We start from the raw sequence: 18903 nt of genomic DNA, 5'->3' as shown, positions 1-18903 counted from the left end.
ATAATTAGAACTCTTGTCCTAAAATAAAGTGGAATTGGCTTCCACCATATTCTCTGGAACCATTAATCTTGTCGAAACCATAACCCCAATCGATACCCATCATACCGACCATTGGCAGGAAGATACGCACACCGAAACCGGCAGAACGTTTCAAGTCGAACGGATTGAACTTCTTGACATCATGCCATGCATTACCAGCTTCTAAGAACCCTAACACATAAATGTTAGTACTTGTTTCCAGCATAAGCGGATATCTTAATTCAAGACCTAAACGGGCATAGGCATAACCTTCTTCTCCCCATGGAGTCAATGAACTATTTTCATAGCCACGCAAAGCAATACTTTCTGTTGCATAGCTTGAATAACCAGTCATACCGTCACCACCTACGTCGAATGTTCCGAATGGAGATTTCTTGTATTTATTATAGTGACCTACCAAACCAAATTCAGTACGTGTCATCAATACTAGAGGTTTTTTGAATTTCTGGTAATCCATTAATGAAGTATAGGTTTTAGCTTTAAACTTCCATTTATGATATTCCACCCATTTATAGAGTTTATCTGCATTTTCCTGAGAACTTACTGAACCATTTGCATTATAATAGCTCTTATAATCTTTTCCGTCAAATAAAGAATACGGAGGTGTTAATTGAACTGATAATGAGAAATCCGAACCACTACGTGGGAAAATCGGACTATCATAAGAGCTACGGGCTAATGTTAAGTTGAGACTAAGGTCATTACATTTACCATTCTGTACGATGAAATATCTCCAATCCTTCAAAGTATAGCGTTGGTAAGCTAACTCTGCAGAAAGAGTGAAGAAGTCATCCGGCCAGTTCAAACGTTTACCCCAACCGGCAGAAAGTCCCCACATCTTAATGGATTTATCCGGGTCATAGTAATTCTCATAACTGTTGTAGTTATTATAATTGTAACCGTAACCTCCATAAGACATGTAATTGTAATAGTTATTAAAATAACTGGAATTATAATAACGGTCACTGATATCAGTCTGTATAGAGAAGAAAGCTGATAAAGAGAATGAATTCGGGCGTTTGCCACCAAACCATGGATCAAAGAACGAAACACTATAAGATTGATAGTATTTAGCATTCGTTTGTCCACTGATAGTCAATGTCTGACCGTCACCTTGAGGCAAGATACCGCGATAATTCTCTCCTGGGTGCAATAAGTTGGCAACTGAGAAGTTTGTAAACTTCAAACTCAGTTTACCGATAATACCTGTTTGTCCCCAACCGGCAGAGAATTCTACCTGGTCATTGGCTTTAGAAGTCAATGGTAAACCTATGTCTACTGTTCCGTTTACCGGATCCGGCTGAATATCCGGTTGTAGATTTTCTGGGTCAAAGTGTCCCATTTGCTGGATTTCACGCAAAGAACGCATTAAGTCTTCTTTGCTGAATAACTGTCCCGGACGGACACGAAGTTCACGACGAACTACATTCTCATATAAACGGTCGTTACCACTAATTTTTACTTTATTGATGGTTGCTTGGCGACCTTCGTAAATTCTCATTTCAAGGTCGATAGAGTCACCTACGATGTTTACCTCAACTGGGTCAAGGCTATAAAACAGGTAGCCATTATTATAATACAGATTACCGATAGCATCCTCATCGGAAGATACACGCTCGTTCAATAATTTCTGGTTGTATACATCACCTTTCTTCATGCGGAGCAATTCATTTAAAACTTCAGACGCATAAAGTGTGTTACCAACCCATGTGACATTTCGAAGGTAATATTTTTGACCTTCGTCTATTTCCATATATATATTAATGGTCTTGTTGTCAAATTGAGAAATGCTATCTTTCACAATCATAGCATCACGATATCCCAATTCGTTATATTTGTCTATGATTAACTGCTTATCAGCTTCATAGTTTTCCGGTACAAATTTCTTAGTACGGAACAGGTTGTGAAGTTTACCTTTTTCATTTGTTTTCTTCATAACCCGTTTTAGTTTGGATGTCTTAATAGCGTTGTTACCAACAATTTGAATTTCGTGTACTTTCACTTTTTCTTTCTTGTCGATATTTACGTCTACAATCACTTGATTTTCATTGGCAGGATCATCCTTTTGGTTGATAATTACCTCTGCGTTTTTAAATCCTTTGTCGTCAAAGTAACGTTTAATCAATATTTTGACACGGTCTACAGTATTCGGAGTAATCTGCATACCCTTTGCCATACCTACTCTGGCTTCCAGATCGGAACGTTCGGACTTCTTTACTCCGTTATAGCGTATGTCAGAAATACGGGGGCGTTGTGTCAAACTGATTTTTAACCAAATTTTGTTACCCTCAATTTTTTCGGCGGTGATCTGAACGTCCGAAAATAAACCATGTTTCCAATAGTTTTTGATGGCACCTGTTATTTCATCACCAGGAACAGAGATTACTTGTCCGACTGAAAGACCGGACAAACCAATTAATACATAGTCTTCATAATTCTTCACGCCTTCGACCTTAATGTCTGCTATTTCATACTTCTTAGGAGTTCCGGAGTATAAGATAACCGGCTTAGAGTCTTCTTCTGTGTTGGCATTCTGCGCAAAACCTGTTGCTGCAAAGCAGAACAGGCAGATAAACGTTACGAATATAAAGGAAATACGATAATGCATTTATTTTATAATTTGATGTTTCAATTTATGTTAGCTGATTTGTTCACTTGTCTTGCCGAAACGGCGTTCTCTTTGTTGGTACTCATAAATAGCTTTTCTGAATTCTTCATTATTAAAATCAGGCCAAAAAGTATCACAAAAATAAAGTTCCGAGTAAGCACATTGCCATAATAGGTAATTGCTCAATCGGATTTCTCCACCTGTTCGGATCAGTAGATCCGGATCAGGCATAAAACTAGTTGTCAGATAAGAACTAATATACTCATCTGTTATTTGTTCGGGAGTAATCTCGCCGCTTTTTACTTGTATTGCAATTTGCCGGACTGCCTCAGTAATTTCCCAGCGGGAAGAATAACTAAGAGCAAGAACCAGACACATTCCTGTATTTTTACTTGTGTGCTCTATGCAGGAAGATAAACTATCCTGTACCTCTGTTGGCAATTTCGCGAAGTCGCCAATGACGCGGAAACAAATGTTATTTTTCATTAGCGTTTCCTCTTCGATTGAATTCAATAATAGATTCATTAAAGCTGCGATTTCGTTTTGCGGCCGATTCCAATTTTCGGTAGAGAAAGTGTATAAAGTCAGATACTTAACTCCTAAACGAGCAGCTTCCTCAGTGATGTTCTGTACGGTTTCTGCACCTGCCTGGTGACCGAAAGTACGTTCTTTCCCCTGTTGCTTGGCCCATCGTCCGTTACCATCCATAATGATAGCTACATGTTTGGGTATCCGAGTTTTGTCTATTTGCTCTATATAGGACATGGCAAACGTCTGAATTATTGTTTAGGAGATTTGGCAAGATCGAACCAAAGTTGGTTTAAACGACCGCGCCATACTTCTGAATCATGATTGTATGGACCTCTGTCTACTAGAGTATTATTTCCTGCAACTTTTATGTTCTCGGAAAATGTTATGCCAGTTTCACTGCCGAAGAGAATGTATATATATTCATTCTTGGTGTCTTGTACAGTTGCATAATTCTTTCTACCTCTAAATTCCGGATCATTAATCGTAGGTCGGAGGACAACACCACTTGCACTCCAGTTGTAATTTGGGAATGAAAACTTAGTAGCTTTTTTCCATGCAAGTCCGGATTTAGAAACGTAAAATGACTTAAACCCATCTCCAAAAATATAGAACTGATCGTTATAGTAAATGATAGATGGATTTTCTATTTCCGGACAACAACTGGTAGTATTATAGGGAGCAAAAGATACCCAAATATCTCCCATGTATCCCCATGGAACAATTGTTTTTGTATTGCTATCTCCTACTGTGGTTGATTCTCATACTTTCCAATAAGCATAATTCCTTCACGTTTTGTTGCTGTAGAATAAGTAGTATAAGATATATTACCAATTGGGAAATCTTTAGGAACTTCTTGCAGTTGTTCTTCATCTGTAATTTTAGCTTTCTTTATTTCATCTGTTGAATTGAAGTACTTTTTACCGTTGATCGTTTCTATAAATGTTATTTTATTGCTTAACGGAGCAAGGAGCAGACTCACAGTTCTATTGCTAAAAAGTTCAGAAGCGGTCCATGTTGTTCCATTGGTGGATTCATAAACAATTCCATCATTGATACTTGAGGTAGCATATAACTTTCCATCATAGGATAATATGGACGTTGGGAGGGTGTTATTGAAAATATCACCTTCTACTAAGGCTGAAGTCCAAGAAGATTTGCTTCCGAATTGTCTCCAAAATACATTTAATTTTTTATTAAGTATTGTATAGTTGAGAATATCATCACCTAGAATAACAGCTTTTTGCTCTCCGGTGATAGTATTGTCAATCTCCCCCATGTAATTCCAACTCAAAGAGTCGGGATCATATTTATGTACCCGTACATTAATAGTATAAGTTTTAGTTTGCTGATAATTTGGAGCATAGACTTTTAAAGTAACAGGTTTCCTTAGATCCATTGAATCCATAACTTGATTACCGTCCATAATAATGATTGAATCTTGATCATCTTTGTTCTTCATCGTTATGATTCCCGATGCAGTGGTCAAAGTCTTGATAAGTATTCTATCAATAATAGTGTCAGCATGTACTGGTAGTGAGTCTTCATTATAGATTTCACCTTTTTGTTGGTCTATTGTGAATTTATAGTTGATACCATAAATAGTGTCAAGTTCAAACGCATGTATAGTCGCATCTGGGCTATATTCTATATCGTTATCGTCGCCAAAGCAAGACGTTATAACGAATGACACCATGAAAAGACTCGCAATGATTGATAAAAACTTTATTCTCATTTGAAAGATTGTGTTTATTTACAAGTTGCAAAAATAGAAACATTTTTCCCGATAAAGAACATTCTAGGCAAGTTTTATATAAAATTATAGATAATAATGCTGATTTTATCGACCTAAAACTCCTTGAATAGGACTATCTTAGCTTATTCTCGTGGATATGATGCAAAATCGTCCTGCCAAAGTGTGTTTCCACTGAATAACTAAAATTATTGCTTATTTCAGGTGCTTTAACACCGGAATGTAGCATGGTAGGACACTGTTCAATGAAAGCTTCATCCCAAAGATTGGAGTTGATAAACGTTTGCAATAGCTGTCTTCCCCCTTCAATTAGTAACGATTGTATCTTACGCTGGAACAGGATATTCATTATTTGCGGTAGGATATCCTGTGTAAAATCAATTTTGATATATGTAAGATTGTGTTGGCTTGGATGCTCCTTTTCTGTAAAAATGAGAGTTGCTATGTTCCCATCTAATATATGGAGAGAAGTGGGTAGAGACAACCTGCGGTCTAAAACGATTCGCACCGGATCTTTTCCATACCAATTGCGGACAGTTAAAGAAGGGTTATCTAATATTGCTGTTCGTCTGCCCACCATTATAGCATCATTTTCTGCTCTTTTTTTGTGTACCAGCATAGACGAAAGTGGGGAGGAAAGGACGACAGGTGTTCCGTCTGTTCGTTCTTTGTCGATAAAGTGATCGGCAGATTCAGCCCATTTGAGTGTAATATAAGGGCGATGAAGCGTATTAAGTGTAATAAAACGATGAATCAGTTGTTTACATTCTTGCTCTAGCATTCCCACTATGACTTCTCGTCCCGCTTCACGTAACTTTTTAATTCCACGTCCGGATACTTCCGAAAATGGGTCCTGGCAGCCGATAACAATACGGGGTATTTGTTTTTCGATAATCAAATCTGCACATGGGGGCGTTTTCCCATAATGTGAACAGGGTTCTAGGCTGACGTATATAGTCGACCGTTTTAATAGGGAGGTGTCTTTTACGGAGCGTATAGCATTGACTTCGGCATGGGCTTCTCCGCAACGGATATGATATCCTTCACCGATAATACGTCCATCGTACACAATGACGGCGCCTACCATTGGATTTGGTGCTACATTACACAAACCATTTTTTGCTAATTGAATGCAACGTTTTATATATTTTTCTTCTTCCATTGATGGTCTTCGATTTATTATTCTTAATTTTGCACTCCCAAAATGTAAACATGAACCATATCACTGCATACATCCGTCTGTCATTAAAGGATATTTATCCACCGGAAGAGGTAAAAGCTCTTACGATGCTAATTTGTTGTGATATATTAGGGCTCGATGCGCTTGATATTTACATGGGCAAAGATATAACTTTATCCGAATGCAAACAGCGTGAATTAGAAAACATTATATTCCGTTTGCAGAAAAATGAGCCGATACAATACATTCGTGGAATTGCTGAGTTTTATGGAAGGCAGTTTCGGGTGGCTCCAGGAGTATTAGTTCCTCGACCGGAAACCGGTGAACTTGTTGATTTGATTATAAATGAGAATCCGGAAGCTAAAAATATATTGGATATAGGAACCGGAAGTGGTTGTATCTCAATCTCTCTTTCAAAAGAGTTGCCGAATGCTATGGTTACGGCATGGGATATATCCGAAGAAGCATTAGAAATTGCGCGTTGGAATAATGAACGTTTGTCTGGACGGGTGGTATTTGAAAAGCAAGATGTGCTGTCTGATATTGTGTCAGACACACAACGGTATGATGTGATAGTAAGTAACCCTCCATATGTGACGGAAAAAGAGAAGGCTGATATGGAGCCGAATGTGCTTGAATGGGAGCCGGAATTGGCTTTGTTTGTGCCAGATGATGATCCGTTACTCTTTTATCGCCATATTGTAGTGCTGGGACAAAAGCTATTAAATCAGGGAGGAAAACTCTATTTCGAAATCAATCAGGCTTATGGAACAGAAATGGTTCGCTTACTGGAAATGAACCATTATCATAATATACATGTTATAAAGGATCTTTTTGAAAATGATAGAATAGTTACAGCCAATCGATGAGTGCACAAATAACTGAAGAGGAAGCTTTGAATAAGGTTGCTTCCTATTGTTCTTCTGCCGAACATTGTCGGGCGGAGATAAATGATAAATTACAACGATGGGGGATTGCTTATGAAGCTATCGCCCGCATCCTTAGTCAGCTAGAAACTGAAAAATATATTGATGATGAACGGTATTGTCGTGCTTTTGTCAAAGATAAATTTCGGTTTGCAAAGTGGGGTAAAGTAAAAATAGCTCAGGGACTTTATATGAAGAAGATTCCTTCAGATACAGCTTGGCGTTATTTGAATGAGATTGATGAAGAAGAATATCTTTCGATATTAAAGGGATTATTAGCATCCAAACGTAAGAGTATTCATGCACAGAATGAATACGAACTGAACCAAAAACTCATTCGCTTTGCTATAAGTCGTGGATTTGAAATAAAAGATATCAAACGTTGCATAGAAGTATCGGAAGAGGATGCATACGAAGAATGAAAAAATAAACGAATATCTTCTTTTTAATTTCATTCTATTTCCGTAATTTTGCAGCGAATAATTAATAGTTAGTTTTGTTATGAAAAACTTAGAGAGACTGTTCGCGGAGAAACTACTGAAGATTAAAGCAATTAAACTTCAACCAGCTAATCCTTTTACATGGGCTTCTGGATGGAAATCCCCCTTTTACTGCGATAACCGTAAAACTCTGTCTTATCCTTCTTTACGTAATTTTGTAAAGGTTGAAATTACGCGTTTGGTATTAGAACGGTTTGGACAAGTAGATGCGATTGCAGGTGTTGCTACAGGTGCTATTCCTCAGGGAGCCTTGGTGGCCGATGCTTGAATCTTCCGTTTGTTTATGTTCGTTCTACTCCTAAAGACCATGGATTGGAGAATCTAATTGAAGGAGAACTTCGTCCGGGTATGAAAGTTGTAGTTGTAGAAGATTTGATTTCTACCGGAGGTAGTAGTCTGAAAGCTGTAGAGGCTATTCGTCGTGACGGTTGTGAAGTAATTGGTATGATTGCTGCTTTTACTTATGGATTTCCGGTTGCGGAACAGGCATTTAAAGAAGCAAGAGTTCCCTTGGTAACATTGAGCAATTATGAAGCGGTGCTCGATGTAGCACTTCGCACAGGCTATATTGAAGAAGAAGATATTGCAACGCTGAATGAGTGGCGTAAAGATCCGGCTCATTGGGATGCAGGAAAATAAAGTATCTTTTTGATAAAAATATGTATAATGTGGGAAAGAGCCATCCGGGTAATTTTTTATTCGGATAGTTCTTTCTTTATTTTTTATAAATCGAGTATATATGACTAATTTTGAGAGTAATGTAAAGGTCATTCCTTATAGTCAGGAACGTGTGTATGAGAAACTTTCTGATCTCAGTAATTTAGAGAAGATTAAAGACCGTTTGCCGGAAGATAAGGTGAAAGATATGAGCTTCGATTCTGATACGCTTAGTTTCAGTGTGGCACCGGTAGGACAACTGGTTCTGAAGATTGTGGAGCGTCAGCCATATGACTACATTAAGTTGGAAACCACTAATTCTCCGCTTCCTTTCAGCCTTGTGATTCAGTTGATGTCTATAGGTGAAGAGGAGTGTAATATTAAAATAGCCATTAGTATGGAAATTAACCCTTTTATGAAAGCGATGGTGCAGAAACCTCTTCAGGAAGGATTGGAAAAGATGGTTGAAATGTTGTCACTTATTAATTATTGATAAAGAAACACCTTCTTATATATATGGCACAGAAACTTTGGGAAAAATCCGTTCAGGTGAATAAGGATATTGAACGGTTTACGGTAGGACGTGATCGTGAAATGGACCTCTATCTTGCTAAACATGATGTGCTGGGTTCGATGGCGCATATAACGATGCTTGAGAGCATCGGGCTACTGACAAAGGAAGAATTGACTCAGTTGCTTGCTGAACTAAAAAATATTTATGCTTCTGCTGAAAAAGGTGATTTTGTGATTGAAGAAGGAGTAGAAGATGTACATTCACAAGTTGAATTGATGTTAACGCGGCGTTTGGGAGACATTGGAAAAAAGATTCATAGTGGTCGTTCTCGCAATGACCAGGTTTTGCTTGATCTGAAACTCTTTACACGTACTCAGATTAAAGAGATTGCAGAATCTGTAGAGCAACTTTTCCATGTGTTGATTCGTCAAAGTGAACGCTATAAGAATGTACTGATGCCGGGATATACACATTTGCAGATTGCAATGCCATCTTCATTTGGATTGTGGTTTGGTGCATATGCTGAGAGTCTGGTAGATGATATGCTTTTCTTACAAGCTGCATTTAAGATGTGTAATCGCAATCCATTAGGTTCTGCTGCCGGATACGGTTCTTCGTTTCCATTGAATCGTACGATGACAACTCAATTACTTGGCTTTGATTCATTGAATTATAATGTAGTATATGCCAGATGGGGCGTGGCAAAATGGAACGTAATGTGGCATTTGCTTTAGCTCTATTGCTGGAACTATTTCCAAGCTTGCTTTTGATGCTTGTATGTTCAATAGCCAAAACTTCGGTTTTGTGAAATTGCCGGATGAATGTACGACAGGTTCTAGTATAATGCCTCATAAAAAAAATCCGGATGTATTTGAGTTGACTCGTGCCAAATGTAATAAGCTGCAGTCACTACCTCAGCAGATAATGATGATCGCCAATAATTTACCTTCCGGTTATTTTCGTGATTTGCAGATTATCAAGGAAGTTTTTTTACCTGCTTTCCAAGAACTGAAAGATTGTTTGCAAATGACGACATATATTATGGAAGAAATTAAGGTCAATGAGCATATACTGGATGATGATAAATATCTTCTGATTTTTAGCGTTGAAGAAGTGAACCGATTGGCTCGGGAAGGAGTGCCTTTTCGTGATGCATATAAAAAAGTAGGTTTAGATATTGAAGCTGGTAAGTTTACTCATAGTAAAGAGGTTCATCATACACATGAAGGTAGTATTGGTAATCTTTGCAATGATGAAATTTCTGTTTTGATGCAGCGAGTGGTCAAAGGTTTTAATTTTTCGGGTATGGAAACAGCTGAAAAAGCTCTTCTTGGTCGGTAAAATGAGAAATTGGAGGAATGTTTTTAAACTTTCCTCCGAAAAGATTTGGCAGAAAGAACAAATCTCCTTATCTTTGCACCCGTTGAAAAAACGCGGAAATAGCTCAGTTGGTAGAGCATAACCTTGCCAAGGTTAGGGTCGCGAGTTCGAGTCTCGTTTTCCGCTCTCTTTGAAAGGATGCTCGAATGGTGGAATGGTAGACACGAAGGACTTAAAATCCTTTGGCCATTGCGGCTGTGCGGGTTCAAGTCCCGCTTCGAGTACGAGTATTCCTGATTAAAAGCTCTGTAAATCATTGATTTACGGAGCTTTTTTTATATACCTGTCATGGGGCTATCTTGTCTCTAGTGCTGATTAAAGTTGGATTTATACTACTAAATTAAACTGAGAGTTAAACCAAGAGTTAAACCGAAATTGCAATGAATGCTACAGCTAATGTGTTGTGCTACAGATCTAAAACTCTTAGTAATGGTGAACATCCGATCATGTTACGTGTCTGTAAAGGTGGTAAAAAGAAGTATATCAGTCTTGGAATCTCTGTCAATCCTAAATTTTGGGACTTTGAGAAGAACAAGCCTAAACGTAACTGTCCTAATAGAGAACAGCTGATTAAGGTAATTAATGAACAAGAGCAGAAGTATGCAGAGCAGATACTTGAGTTCTCTGTAGAGAAGCGAGAGTATACACCTACTACTTTAATTGAAGCGATTGTACCAGTCCAGAAGGCTAGAACGGTCGGTGAACTGTTTAATGAGTATATAGCCCAACTTAAAGACGAAGGTAGGTTAGGGTATGCGCTTTCTGTACAGCAGGTATATAACTCTCTGTTGAAGTATAAAGGGCATTTAGATATATACTTCTCAGAGATAGATGTGAATTGGTTGAAAGCGTATGAATCATGGTTAAGATGTTGCAAATTGGAAGACAATACGATTGGCATCCGTTTTAGAACATTACGGGCGGTCTATAATTTAGCTTTGACTGAGGGGTTAGTAAAAACTGGTTTATATCCGTTTAAGAAATACAAGGTATCTAAGTTGCATAAGGAGACAGCTAAACGTGCGATAACCAAAGAGTAGGTGAAGCAGGTTATTGAATATGATGTGTCAGAAGCACGTTTATATAAGAGGTTAGCAGTTGATATGTTTATGTTCTCCTATTTAATGGGTGGGATAAATTTCACAGATATGGCGTTCTTGATTGATAAGAATTTTGAAGGTGAACGTTTGGTGTATGTTCGTCAGAAAACGAAGAAGCTTATAATTTTGCCATTGCAAGAAAAGGCTGTGGAAATGATGAATCACTATCGTTCGCCACAACGTAAATACATATTTCCGATTCTGGATAATCGAGAACGAACTCAAAGACAGATAAGGAATCGAATATATGATGTATTGGCTAATGTGAATAGGTATTTGGAAGATATAGGAAAGAGTTGGGTATTGAATTGAAGATCTCTAGTTATGTTCCTACTTTTCAAACAATTCGTAAAGTGCAGTTTATTTGTGTGTAACAGGATGATTTGAAATCTCTGTAAATCTTCAATGTTAGGACTTTGATGATAATAAAACAAGATGTAATTGTTCGAATCGAGAACTGATTATGAGAGTCATTAATGGGCAAGAGTAGAGATCTTATAAAAAGGATGAATAATTACGATTATTTGATTAGTAGAAAAATTTGTAGCAGTTGGTGTATTATGTAGTAATGAGTTGTGATTACATAGATACGATTTGTGCAAAATCTTATATTATGTAGATTATTATTAAAAAAAGAACATAAAAAGTAGAGAATAGACCTTGTTAGAAATAAGCCTGATGTATAACTTTGCAAAGTTTTTATGTGTTAAATGATTTATAATTAAAGTATGAAGATTATGAAAAGAAGTTTATTCTATTTGTTTATGCTTATTTGTTCTGTCAGTCTTTTCACGGCTTGTAGTGACGACGATGATGAAAGTAATGGTAGTGGAAATCAATTAACCTCTCAAGTAATAGGAGGTTATAAAGGTACATTAAATATTTATTTGGCAGCTGGTGATGAAGAAATGCATATTGGCGTTGATATTCCTAAAAATATTACCATTACAGAATCTAGTAAAACATCTGTAAATATGGAATTGAAAGATTTCAGTTTTATGAATATGGATTTAGGTACTATATCTTTGCAGAACTGTGAATTAACAAAGGATGGAGATAATTATAAGTTTGCTGGTAAACAAAGATTAACTGTAGAACAATACTCTTTGATTGCTGATATTGATGCCGAAGGTGTTATATCGGGTAATGCCGTTACTGTAAATTTAGACATTGCTGCAAAACTATCTGACTTAATTCAAAATGTAAGAGTTGTTTATAATGGAACTAAACTGACAGGCTCTGAGAGTAACGAGGCAAAAATTACTAGCTTTATTTTTGATAATGACGTTGTAACAGAGCAACCTGTGATTGATGAGGAAAAAGGTATAATTACTTTTTCCGTAAGAGGTAATGCGACAGTGGATCAATTAAAATTAGTTCCTGAAGTTACAGTATCCAGTAAGGCTATGCTAACACCGGCTTCTGGCATTGAACAAGATTTTAGTCAAGAAGTGAAATATACAGTGATGGCGGAAAATGGTAATACTAAAGTATATAAGGTTATTGCTAAGCATACTATTAATAAGTTTGATTTTGAAAGTTGGGAAGAACAAAAAGGAGATGATGACGTTTTATTGGGATTCTATTCTCCCGCAGGAGGCTATTGGGATACATCTAATACAGGCGTCTATTTGATTAAAGCTATGTTGGGACAAACATACCCTGAACTAGCAGATACTCCCTTTGCCGTAGAAAAAGTATCTGATGCACATTTAGGTACTGGAGCAGCTAAAGTTTCGACTATAGATTCAAAAGGAGCTTATGGTATGATTCCTAAAATTACTGCAGGAACACTATTCTTAGGTCATTTTAATACTGAATATGCATTTGCTAGTGCGTTGATGTGTACACGTTTTGGATTGGTTTGGAATGAGAAACCGTTAAAGGTTACTGGATTCTATAAATATTCACCGGGTGATGTATACTATCGTTGTGATGATCCTGAAGGAAAGAAAGATGTGGTTGTAGAAGACGACAGTATGAAAGATGCTTGTATGATTAGTGCTGTACTTTATGAGATTGAAGATGAGAGTGAAGAACAGTACTTAGATGGAACTAATATTTATACTTCTGCAGACAGAGTTGTTGCTCTTGCTCAGTTCTCTACTGACGAAAAGGTAGATGATTATGCTCCGTTTACTTTAACGTTAAATTATATTAAGGAATATAATTCTGCTAAGAAATATCGTTTTGCAATAATTGCATCTTCATCTGCTAATGGAGATAAATTCAGCGGTGCACCGGGTAGTACCCTTTATCTTGATGATATTGAGATTATAAATGAATAATTTCTTTATAAATGAAATGGAAGCAAGGTCTCCTCAAGTAGGGTAAGGGTATCCCTTACTTTTTATATACTTCTGTTTAATCGGGGAGAAATGATAGAAAGGTAACTCTTTTAAGTCATTCCCTAAAAAAGCATATTTCGGCAAAGAAACGACTTTTTCAATGAGTCCTTTGCTGAAATATGCTTTTAAAGTATAGATAGAATGCTTGTAAATAAAATATTTACTGGATGCAATTACAATAAACAAAGAACTAATTTCTAAATAATTGAAATATATCAAGGAATAAGTACGCAGCAATGATAATTACTATTAAAATAAAAATCTTTCCTTTTTTCTCTTTTTTGTTATTAACAATAGAACATAAAATATAGAAAATGGACCTTGTAATGAATGAATTTAATGTGTTACTTTGCAACGATTTTTTGTGTTAGATTTGTAACTAAAGTATGAAGATTATGAAAAAGAGTTTGTTTTGTTTGTATATGCTTATTTGTTCAGTAGGTTTTTTCACTAGTTGTAGTGATGATGAGCCGAATTATTCTGCTGCTATTGAGGGAGAGATTGCAGGAAACTATAAAGGTACATTGGAAGTTAAGCTTTTTGGTGAGTCGATCGGAAATCCTATAATCCAGAAAATAACTGTGTCGAAGGCAAGTAATACCTCTATTGACCTGTCTTTGAAAAACTTTAGTTTTATGGGTATAATAACTATTCCTGAGATTAAACTTAGTAACTGTAAGCTAACAAAAAATGGGGATACTTATAGTTTTGTAGGAACTCAGGAATTAGAAACAGGAGAGCTTTCATGTGTTATCAATGCTACAGGTACGATAAAGAAAGGTAATATTAATATTGATATGGATATTAAAGCCATTCTTGATGGTCAGAATCAAGATGTTGATGTTACTTATAAAGGAGCTCGTTTGAGTGGAACAGAAAGTAGCGAGGCCAAGATCACAAGTTTTATTATTGAAAATGATTTTGTTATTGGATCATCTGTAATTGATGATGTTAATGGTACAATAACTTTCAAGGTTAGTAATAATGCTACCGATGAGGATTTAAGCGAATTGATACCAGAGATTGTTGTTTCTAATAAAGCTACAGTGAATCCGGAAAGTGGAGTTGCTCAAGATTTCTCAGCAGGTAAGAAAGTTACATATACTGTGCTGGCAGAAGATGGAACAGCAAAGACATATGTTGCTTCAGTAGATGGTAATATTTTAAGATATTCATTTGATGAATGGAGCGATGTTGCGCAAGGGGGAACACATCCTTATTATGATCCACTTCCAACGAATGAGTTAGCTAATCCTAATAAGGGGGTTGCTCTTCTGTACTCTGTAAGTGGATATAAAGGAGATTATCCGGTATTACAAGAAGAAACGGGATTTGCGGGTAAAGCTATTAAGTTGATTACTCGTTATACTAAGAAGCAAGGAGGATTTATTAATTCTCCAACTATAACTGCAGGCTCACTGTTTACAGGAGAAATGGTAATTAGTATATCTTCAATGAGTAAGCCATTAGAAGCTACTCATTTCGGTATTCCTTATAATAAGAAACCTTTATTCTTCAAAGGATATTATAAATATACTCCTGGGGAGACATTTCTTGAAGGTGCAAAGGATGGTAGCAAAGATAATATTATAGAAGGTCAAGTTGATGAATGCTCTATTGTTGCAGTACTTTATCAGATAGAGAAAGATGATGAATATTTGGATGGCACTAATATCAATAGTTCTCCAAAGCGAGTAGCTGTTGCTTACTTGGAAGATGGATCTGCGAAGAGTGAGTTTACTCCTTTTAATCTGAAATTTAATTTCTTACCTGATAAATCATATGATCCAAATGCTAAATATAAGATTGCTATTGTTTGTTCGGCAAGTAAAGAGGGTGATAGCTTTAAAGGTGCTCCTGATAGTACTTTAATTCTTGATGAGTTGGAAATAATCGGGGAATAATTGGACTATTTACTATAATGTAGAAGAAAATCCAAGAAAATCAGAAAGAGGGTTTGTTCTGACTTTAAAGTCGGTCATATCCTCTTTTTTATGGACTTTATCTCAACGTTTCAACTTTCTAAATTGCATGGATATGTTTTTGGTTGGAAAGGGCGAGAAACTAAGAAGATAGTTGTATTATTGTTATCGGTAGATAAACAGGTGTTTCCTCGTTATTTGAGGAGATAAATGTTTGCTTACAGTTAATTAAATGGCTTTGTTGGAAGATGAGTATTTTATATAAGATAACTATAAGTTGTAGTGAACAGTTAATTTAAAGGCTACCTGAAAGTCATGTGTCTTGCAGACTTTTCAAGCAGCCTTTGAATAACCCGAATTTTCCGGTTTCACTTAGAATGCATATCCGAACCCTACATTCAGATAAATAGGATACATTGCAAATGTGATAGTGTCAAAGTCCTTTTTAAAGATATCATTCAATCCCCAGGTCAAATCAGCATAAACATTCAGATGTTTGAAAGCTTTCCATTCACCACCCAGTTGCAGGCCCCATTGGAACTTGCGCAAGTTTTCTGAAAAGTCATAAGTTGCTATACTTTCACCTGTAAAGTCTACTCTAGAACCTGTTTGGTCGGGAGTGCGAAGGTGTCCTTCGTATACATGTCCGGAGAAATCGCCTTCAATAAGGTAAGAAACATAAGGGCCCGCCGATACTTTCCAGCGATTGCTTATTCTATAATTGGCAACCACCGGAATACTCAGATATGAGTTCTTAACTTTCGTTTTTACTCCTCCAGTCCATAGTCCTTGTAGCTCTCCGCCATTAGTATTAATAATCTTCATACCGTAGTTTTTTACAGTAGCCTCAGTAGTCATATTTTTATTTTCGAGACGAATACCGGCGGTCATTCCCCATTTTTTTTCTTTGTCAAACCATTTGGTTGCATTCCCTTCGATGGAGATAGCAATACCAGGGGCATAACTGTCTATTTTGCGGATTTCATTAGGCAGGGGAAGGGGTGAAGTACCTCCTATATTGAAGCCAGCTTTGATCTCGTATTCCCATCCGTGCAGATACATCCAGACAAGACTTCTTGTTCTTTCTTCTTGTGCCTGTATTGTAAATGTACCGGCAAAAAGCAGTATAGCTATAATACTGATTAATTTATATTTTTTCATTGTACTATTTTTTTTATTCTTCGCAAATAAGTTCTACTTCATCGATATATAATGTGCTTCCAACAGCGCCTTCGAAATAGGCACCATCTACGCTGGAAGAGAATACAATACCTAATTTGTATTTTCCTTGTTTTAATTTATTGTTATCGATTGTTTTTCCATTAACAGGTTTAAATGGCAAATTAAATTCTTTCCAATTATCGGTTTCAACAGCGCTTTCTGAATCAATACGTGCCAGCAATACTAATTTATCTGAAGTAAATACGTTATCTCCATCCAGCATATCTGAATTATTGTCAGTTTCGTACATGACAGCGTAGATGTCAAATTTGTCTCTTTTTCCGGATTGGGCTTCCCCTTTTACTGTATAAATATCTCCTGCTTTGAATTTGTAAAATCCTTTAAGTGATGTTGGACGTTTATCAAATTGAAAACCGAACTTTGTGGCTTTTCTAGGATCTTTCAAGGCATTTCCTACATCGAACGAACCAATGAAAAGATTACCTGCTGCAATGTACATTTTTACTATCGCACCGAAACTACCAGTATTTCGCGTTTCTAATTTTACTCCTTTACCCTGATAGCCGTTTATTGATTGTACTGTCGGATAGTCAGCATTAGTTTTGGCCATACTTGTCAATTCGTATCCTTTGTTACCACTCGACCATTGCAATACTTTTGAAGCATTCTGTGAAGTTCCCGGTTGGAATTCATAAAAAATATCATAAGGATTGGATGAAAATAATCTTTCAAAATGGAAAGTAGTTGGTAATTCTGTGGGCACTACATTAACAGTATAGACTGCTTTCCACTGTCCATCTTCTGATGTTACAGTAAACTGACGGGAATGTGGTTCCTCTGAGAAATCGTATGTTGATTCTGTATCCCCTGTGATTGGACTATTTACTTTGATAGTTGCTCCTTCAGGTACTGTGAATTTTAATTCCTGTTTAGATATATCAATACTTTTATGCACATATACATTGATTGTCTTAGAATTGGTATCAATGTTTGCTAATTGTACATTAGTGCCTGAACAGGCATCAATAGCGGCTTCAGAGTTGAGTGCTTCATCTTGTATACAAGAGGATGCACTGCTTGCAAATAAGAAGCAATAAACTGCTAAAGTTTTAAATTTCATTTGATTTGGTCTTTTTTAGTTACTAATTCAGTCCTTTATGATAAAACTAGGATGCAAAGTTAAGTTTCTTTTTTGAAATGAAACGTTTTATTGCTTATAATAAAACATTTTATAACGACTAGCGACCTAAAATTACTTGTTCTTTCTTGTTATTTATAAGTTAGTTCTTAACCGTTCTTCCCAACAAAAAACATTATTTTCTCTATCAACCTATCACCAATCTTCTGTATTCCCTTATTCATCGTGCTTTCAAGAGGTGATAGGTTGATTTCCAACCTGTCACCTCATCTATCACCTATCACCTTTGCCAGTTCCTGCCATTATCCTCTTCGTTTTATCCTTATTAATAGTAAACATCCATTTCATTAATAACAAACTTTCTGTTTTTTAGTACCTAACTTCTTTTTCTCTGATAGAGATATTATTCTTTATTAAGAATAAACTATAAACAGAAGTTGCATTTATACAAACAGAACTTTTGTTTATATAAATGCAACTTTCATTTGTACAAATGAAAGTTTTGTTTAAAGATTGTGGTTGATGAAAAACAACTTTACTATTAAAGAAAAGAAAGTTTGTTATATGAGAAGAAGAACTAATCTATTAATACTTCTGTTCATTCCCCAATATGTCAGGAACGTACATTTTATTTTTCATCCATTACTATTTGATATAGATTGATTTAATAGGAAAGAGTAAACATGAGTATACGTTTGAATGATATATAGAAGAAAGCCGGTCACGATCTCACATCGTAACCGGCTCTTATTTTTTATCTACTTCTTAAAACTTACGAAATTCTGCTATTGATAATACGCATAGCAGCTGTATAGCATTCACATGGGACCATAATTTGAATGCGGTTCAAACCTTTATCTTTCATTGAAGCTTCAATGTAGGCTGCATTCAGAAGCCTTTTTACACTAGCTACTTCCCATGGACTGCCAGTGAAAACATTTACTTGGGAAATCTTTCTACTCGTAATCATCTCTTTTTTGTGTTTTGGTTTTTACTATCGCAAATATAAAAGAGGAAATTGACTAAAAAGAAAAATAATATTTCATATAAGAACACTTTTGAGTCAAATATGAATAATGATCAATAATTGCTATAATTGGGACAATTGTTGTATTGGTAAAAGAAGAA

At 36.2% G+C, this 18903-nt stretch carries 15 protein-coding genes, 2 tRNA genes and 2 pseudogenes; 11 read left to right on the top strand and 8 right to left on the bottom strand.

Going from position 1 to position 18903, the window contains the following annotated elements:
* Positions 1-4: 4 nt before the first annotated feature.
* The 5 genes from JCM17102_RS03005 to ribD all read right to left on the bottom strand — a co-directional run bounded on the left by JCM17102_RS03005 (position 5) and on the right by ribD (position 6090).
* Positions 5-2647, bottom strand: coding sequence for a BamA/OMP85 family outer membrane protein (locus JCM17102_RS03005; RefSeq protein WP_025073925.1), 2643 nt, complete (start codon positions 2645-2647; stop codon positions 5-7).
* 30 nt (positions 2648-2677) lie between these two features.
* A complete protein-coding gene (locus JCM17102_RS03000; RefSeq protein WP_025073924.1) occupies positions 2678-3412 on the bottom strand; it encodes an isoprenyl transferase in 735 nt (244 codons plus the stop codon).
* Between the two features lie 14 nt (positions 3413-3426).
* Positions 3427-3882, bottom strand: a complete 456-nt coding sequence (locus JCM17102_RS32170; protein WP_306302453.1) for a DUF6242 domain-containing protein — start codon at positions 3880-3882, stop codon at positions 3427-3429.
* 38 nt (positions 3883-3920) lie between these two features.
* Positions 3921-4910: a BamI family beta-barrel-assembly machinery protein gene (bamI, locus tag JCM17102_RS25965; protein ID WP_306302452.1), complete on the bottom strand. Its 990-nt coding sequence runs from the start codon at positions 4908-4910 to the stop codon at positions 3921-3923.
* A gap of 133 nt (positions 4911-5043) precedes the next feature.
* Positions 5044-6090, bottom strand: a complete 1047-nt coding sequence (ribD, locus tag JCM17102_RS02990; RefSeq protein WP_025073923.1) for a bifunctional diaminohydroxyphosphoribosylaminopyrimidine deaminase/5-amino-6-(5-phosphoribosylamino)uracil reductase RibD — start codon at positions 6088-6090, stop codon at positions 5044-5046.
* A 50-nt stretch (positions 6091-6140) separates the two neighbouring features.
* On the opposite strand from ribD, the gene prmC reads away from it, so the two are divergent.
* The 11 genes and pseudogenes from prmC to JCM17102_RS02935 all read left to right on the top strand — a co-directional run bounded on the left by prmC (position 6141) and on the right by JCM17102_RS02935 (position 15437).
* A complete protein-coding gene (prmC, locus tag JCM17102_RS02985; RefSeq protein ID WP_025073922.1) occupies positions 6141-6977 on the top strand; it encodes a peptide chain release factor N(5)-glutamine methyltransferase in 837 nt (278 codons plus the stop codon).
* A complete protein-coding gene (locus JCM17102_RS02980; protein WP_025073921.1) occupies positions 6974-7456 on the top strand; it encodes a regulatory protein RecX in 483 nt (160 codons plus the stop codon). Before prmC ends, JCM17102_RS02980 begins: the two co-directional genes overlap by 4 nt.
* Positions 7457-7535: 79 nt before the next feature.
* Positions 7536-8173: pseudogene (gene pyrE, locus JCM17102_RS25960) on the top strand (orotate phosphoribosyltransferase).
* 100 nt (positions 8174-8273) lie between these two features.
* Positions 8274-8684 (top strand): hypothetical protein, encoded by a 411-nt coding sequence (locus tag JCM17102_RS02970; protein WP_025073920.1) that lies wholly within the window; start codon positions 8274-8276, stop codon positions 8682-8684.
* A 23-nt stretch (positions 8685-8707) separates the two neighbouring features.
* A pseudogene (gene argH, locus JCM17102_RS25955) lies at positions 8708-10046 on the top strand (argininosuccinate lyase).
* A 92-nt stretch (positions 10047-10138) separates the two neighbouring features.
* Positions 10139-10211 (top strand) — tRNA-Gly (locus tag JCM17102_RS02960).
* Between the two features lie 14 nt (positions 10212-10225).
* Positions 10226-10309, top strand: a tRNA-Leu gene (locus JCM17102_RS02955).
* A gap of 156 nt (positions 10310-10465) precedes the next feature.
* Positions 10466-11125, top strand: a complete 660-nt coding sequence (locus JCM17102_RS31195; RefSeq protein ID WP_245798452.1) for a phage integrase SAM-like domain and Arm DNA-binding domain-containing protein — start codon at positions 10466-10468, stop codon at positions 11123-11125.
* Positions 11126-11497 (top strand): site-specific integrase, encoded by a 372-nt coding sequence (locus JCM17102_RS31190; RefSeq protein ID WP_245798453.1) that lies wholly within the window; start codon positions 11126-11128, stop codon positions 11495-11497.
* A gap of 425 nt (positions 11498-11922) precedes the next feature.
* Positions 11923-13473: a PCMD domain-containing protein gene (locus JCM17102_RS02945; protein WP_025073919.1), complete on the top strand. Its 1551-nt coding sequence runs from the start codon at positions 11923-11925 to the stop codon at positions 13471-13473.
* A 455-nt stretch (positions 13474-13928) separates the two neighbouring features.
* A complete protein-coding gene (locus tag JCM17102_RS02935; RefSeq protein ID WP_025073917.1) occupies positions 13929-15437 on the top strand; it encodes a PCMD domain-containing protein in 1509 nt (502 codons plus the stop codon).
* A gap of 390 nt (positions 15438-15827) precedes the next feature.
* On the opposite strand, the gene JCM17102_RS02930 is transcribed toward JCM17102_RS02935, so the two are convergent.
* From JCM17102_RS02930 to JCM17102_RS02920, 3 genes are all read right to left on the bottom strand, one after another.
* The gene (locus JCM17102_RS02930) at positions 15828-16616 is read right to left on the bottom strand and encodes a porin family protein (RefSeq protein ID WP_025073916.1); all 789 of its coding nucleotides are present in this window, start codon (positions 16614-16616) and stop codon (positions 15828-15830) included.
* A gap of 13 nt (positions 16617-16629) precedes the next feature.
* Positions 16630-17757, bottom strand: a complete 1128-nt coding sequence (locus JCM17102_RS02925; protein ID WP_025073915.1) for a PCMD domain-containing protein — start codon at positions 17755-17757, stop codon at positions 16630-16632.
* 790 nt (positions 17758-18547) lie between these two features.
* Positions 18548-18745: a DUF2007-related protein gene (locus JCM17102_RS02920; protein WP_025073914.1), complete on the bottom strand. Its 198-nt coding sequence runs from the start codon at positions 18743-18745 to the stop codon at positions 18548-18550.
* Positions 18746-18903 lie beyond the last annotated feature (158 nt).

Source organism: Bacteroides faecichinchillae JCM 17102, from assembly GCF_000614145.1.
GTDB lineage: Bacteria > Bacteroidota > Bacteroidia > Bacteroidales > Bacteroidaceae > Bacteroides > Bacteroides faecichinchillae.
Note: the sequence above shows the minus strand (reverse complement) of the source record. Positions and strands in the feature narration are given on the sequence as shown.

Coding starts and splice junctions, on each gene's coding strand:
- JCM17102_RS02980 (WP_025073921.1), top strand. CDS start 6,974: ATGAGTGCACAAATAACTGAAGAGGAAGCTTTGAATAAGGTTGCTTCC.
- JCM17102_RS02970 (WP_025073920.1), top strand. CDS start 8,274: ATGACTAATTTTGAGAGTAATGTAAAGGTCATTCCTTATAGTCAGGAA.
- JCM17102_RS03000 (WP_025073924.1), bottom strand. CDS start 3,412: ATGTCCTATATAGAGCAAATAGACAAAACTCGGATACCCAAACATGTA.
- JCM17102_RS02945 (WP_025073919.1), top strand. CDS start 11,923: ATGAAAAGAAGTTTATTCTATTTGTTTATGCTTATTTGTTCTGTCAGT.
- JCM17102_RS03005 (WP_025073925.1), bottom strand. CDS start 2,647: ATGCATTATCGTATTTCCTTTATATTCGTAACGTTTATCTGCCTGTTC.
- JCM17102_RS31195 (WP_245798452.1), top strand. CDS start 10,466: ATGAATGCTACAGCTAATGTGTTGTGCTACAGATCTAAAACTCTTAGT.
- JCM17102_RS02935 (WP_025073917.1), top strand. CDS start 13,929: ATGAAAAAGAGTTTGTTTTGTTTGTATATGCTTATTTGTTCAGTAGGT.
- ribD (WP_025073923.1), bottom strand. CDS start 6,090: ATGGAAGAAGAAAAATATATAAAACGTTGCATTCAATTAGCAAAAAAT.
- JCM17102_RS02920 (WP_025073914.1), bottom strand. CDS start 18,745: ATGATTACGAGTAGAAAGATTTCCCAAGTAAATGTTTTCACTGGCAGT.
- bamI (WP_306302452.1), bottom strand. CDS start 4,910: ATGAGAATAAAGTTTTTATCAATCATTGCGAGTCTTTTCATGGTGTCA.
- JCM17102_RS02925 (WP_025073915.1), bottom strand. CDS start 17,757: ATGAAATTTAAAACTTTAGCAGTTTATTGCTTCTTATTTGCAAGCAGT.
- prmC (WP_025073922.1), top strand. CDS start 6,141: ATGAACCATATCACTGCATACATCCGTCTGTCATTAAAGGATATTTAT.
- JCM17102_RS02930 (WP_025073916.1), bottom strand. CDS start 16,616: ATGAAAAAATATAAATTAATCAGTATTATAGCTATACTGCTTTTTGCC.
- JCM17102_RS32170 (WP_306302453.1), bottom strand. CDS start 3,882: ATGGGAGATATTTGGGTATCTTTTGCTCCCTATAATACTACCAGTTGT.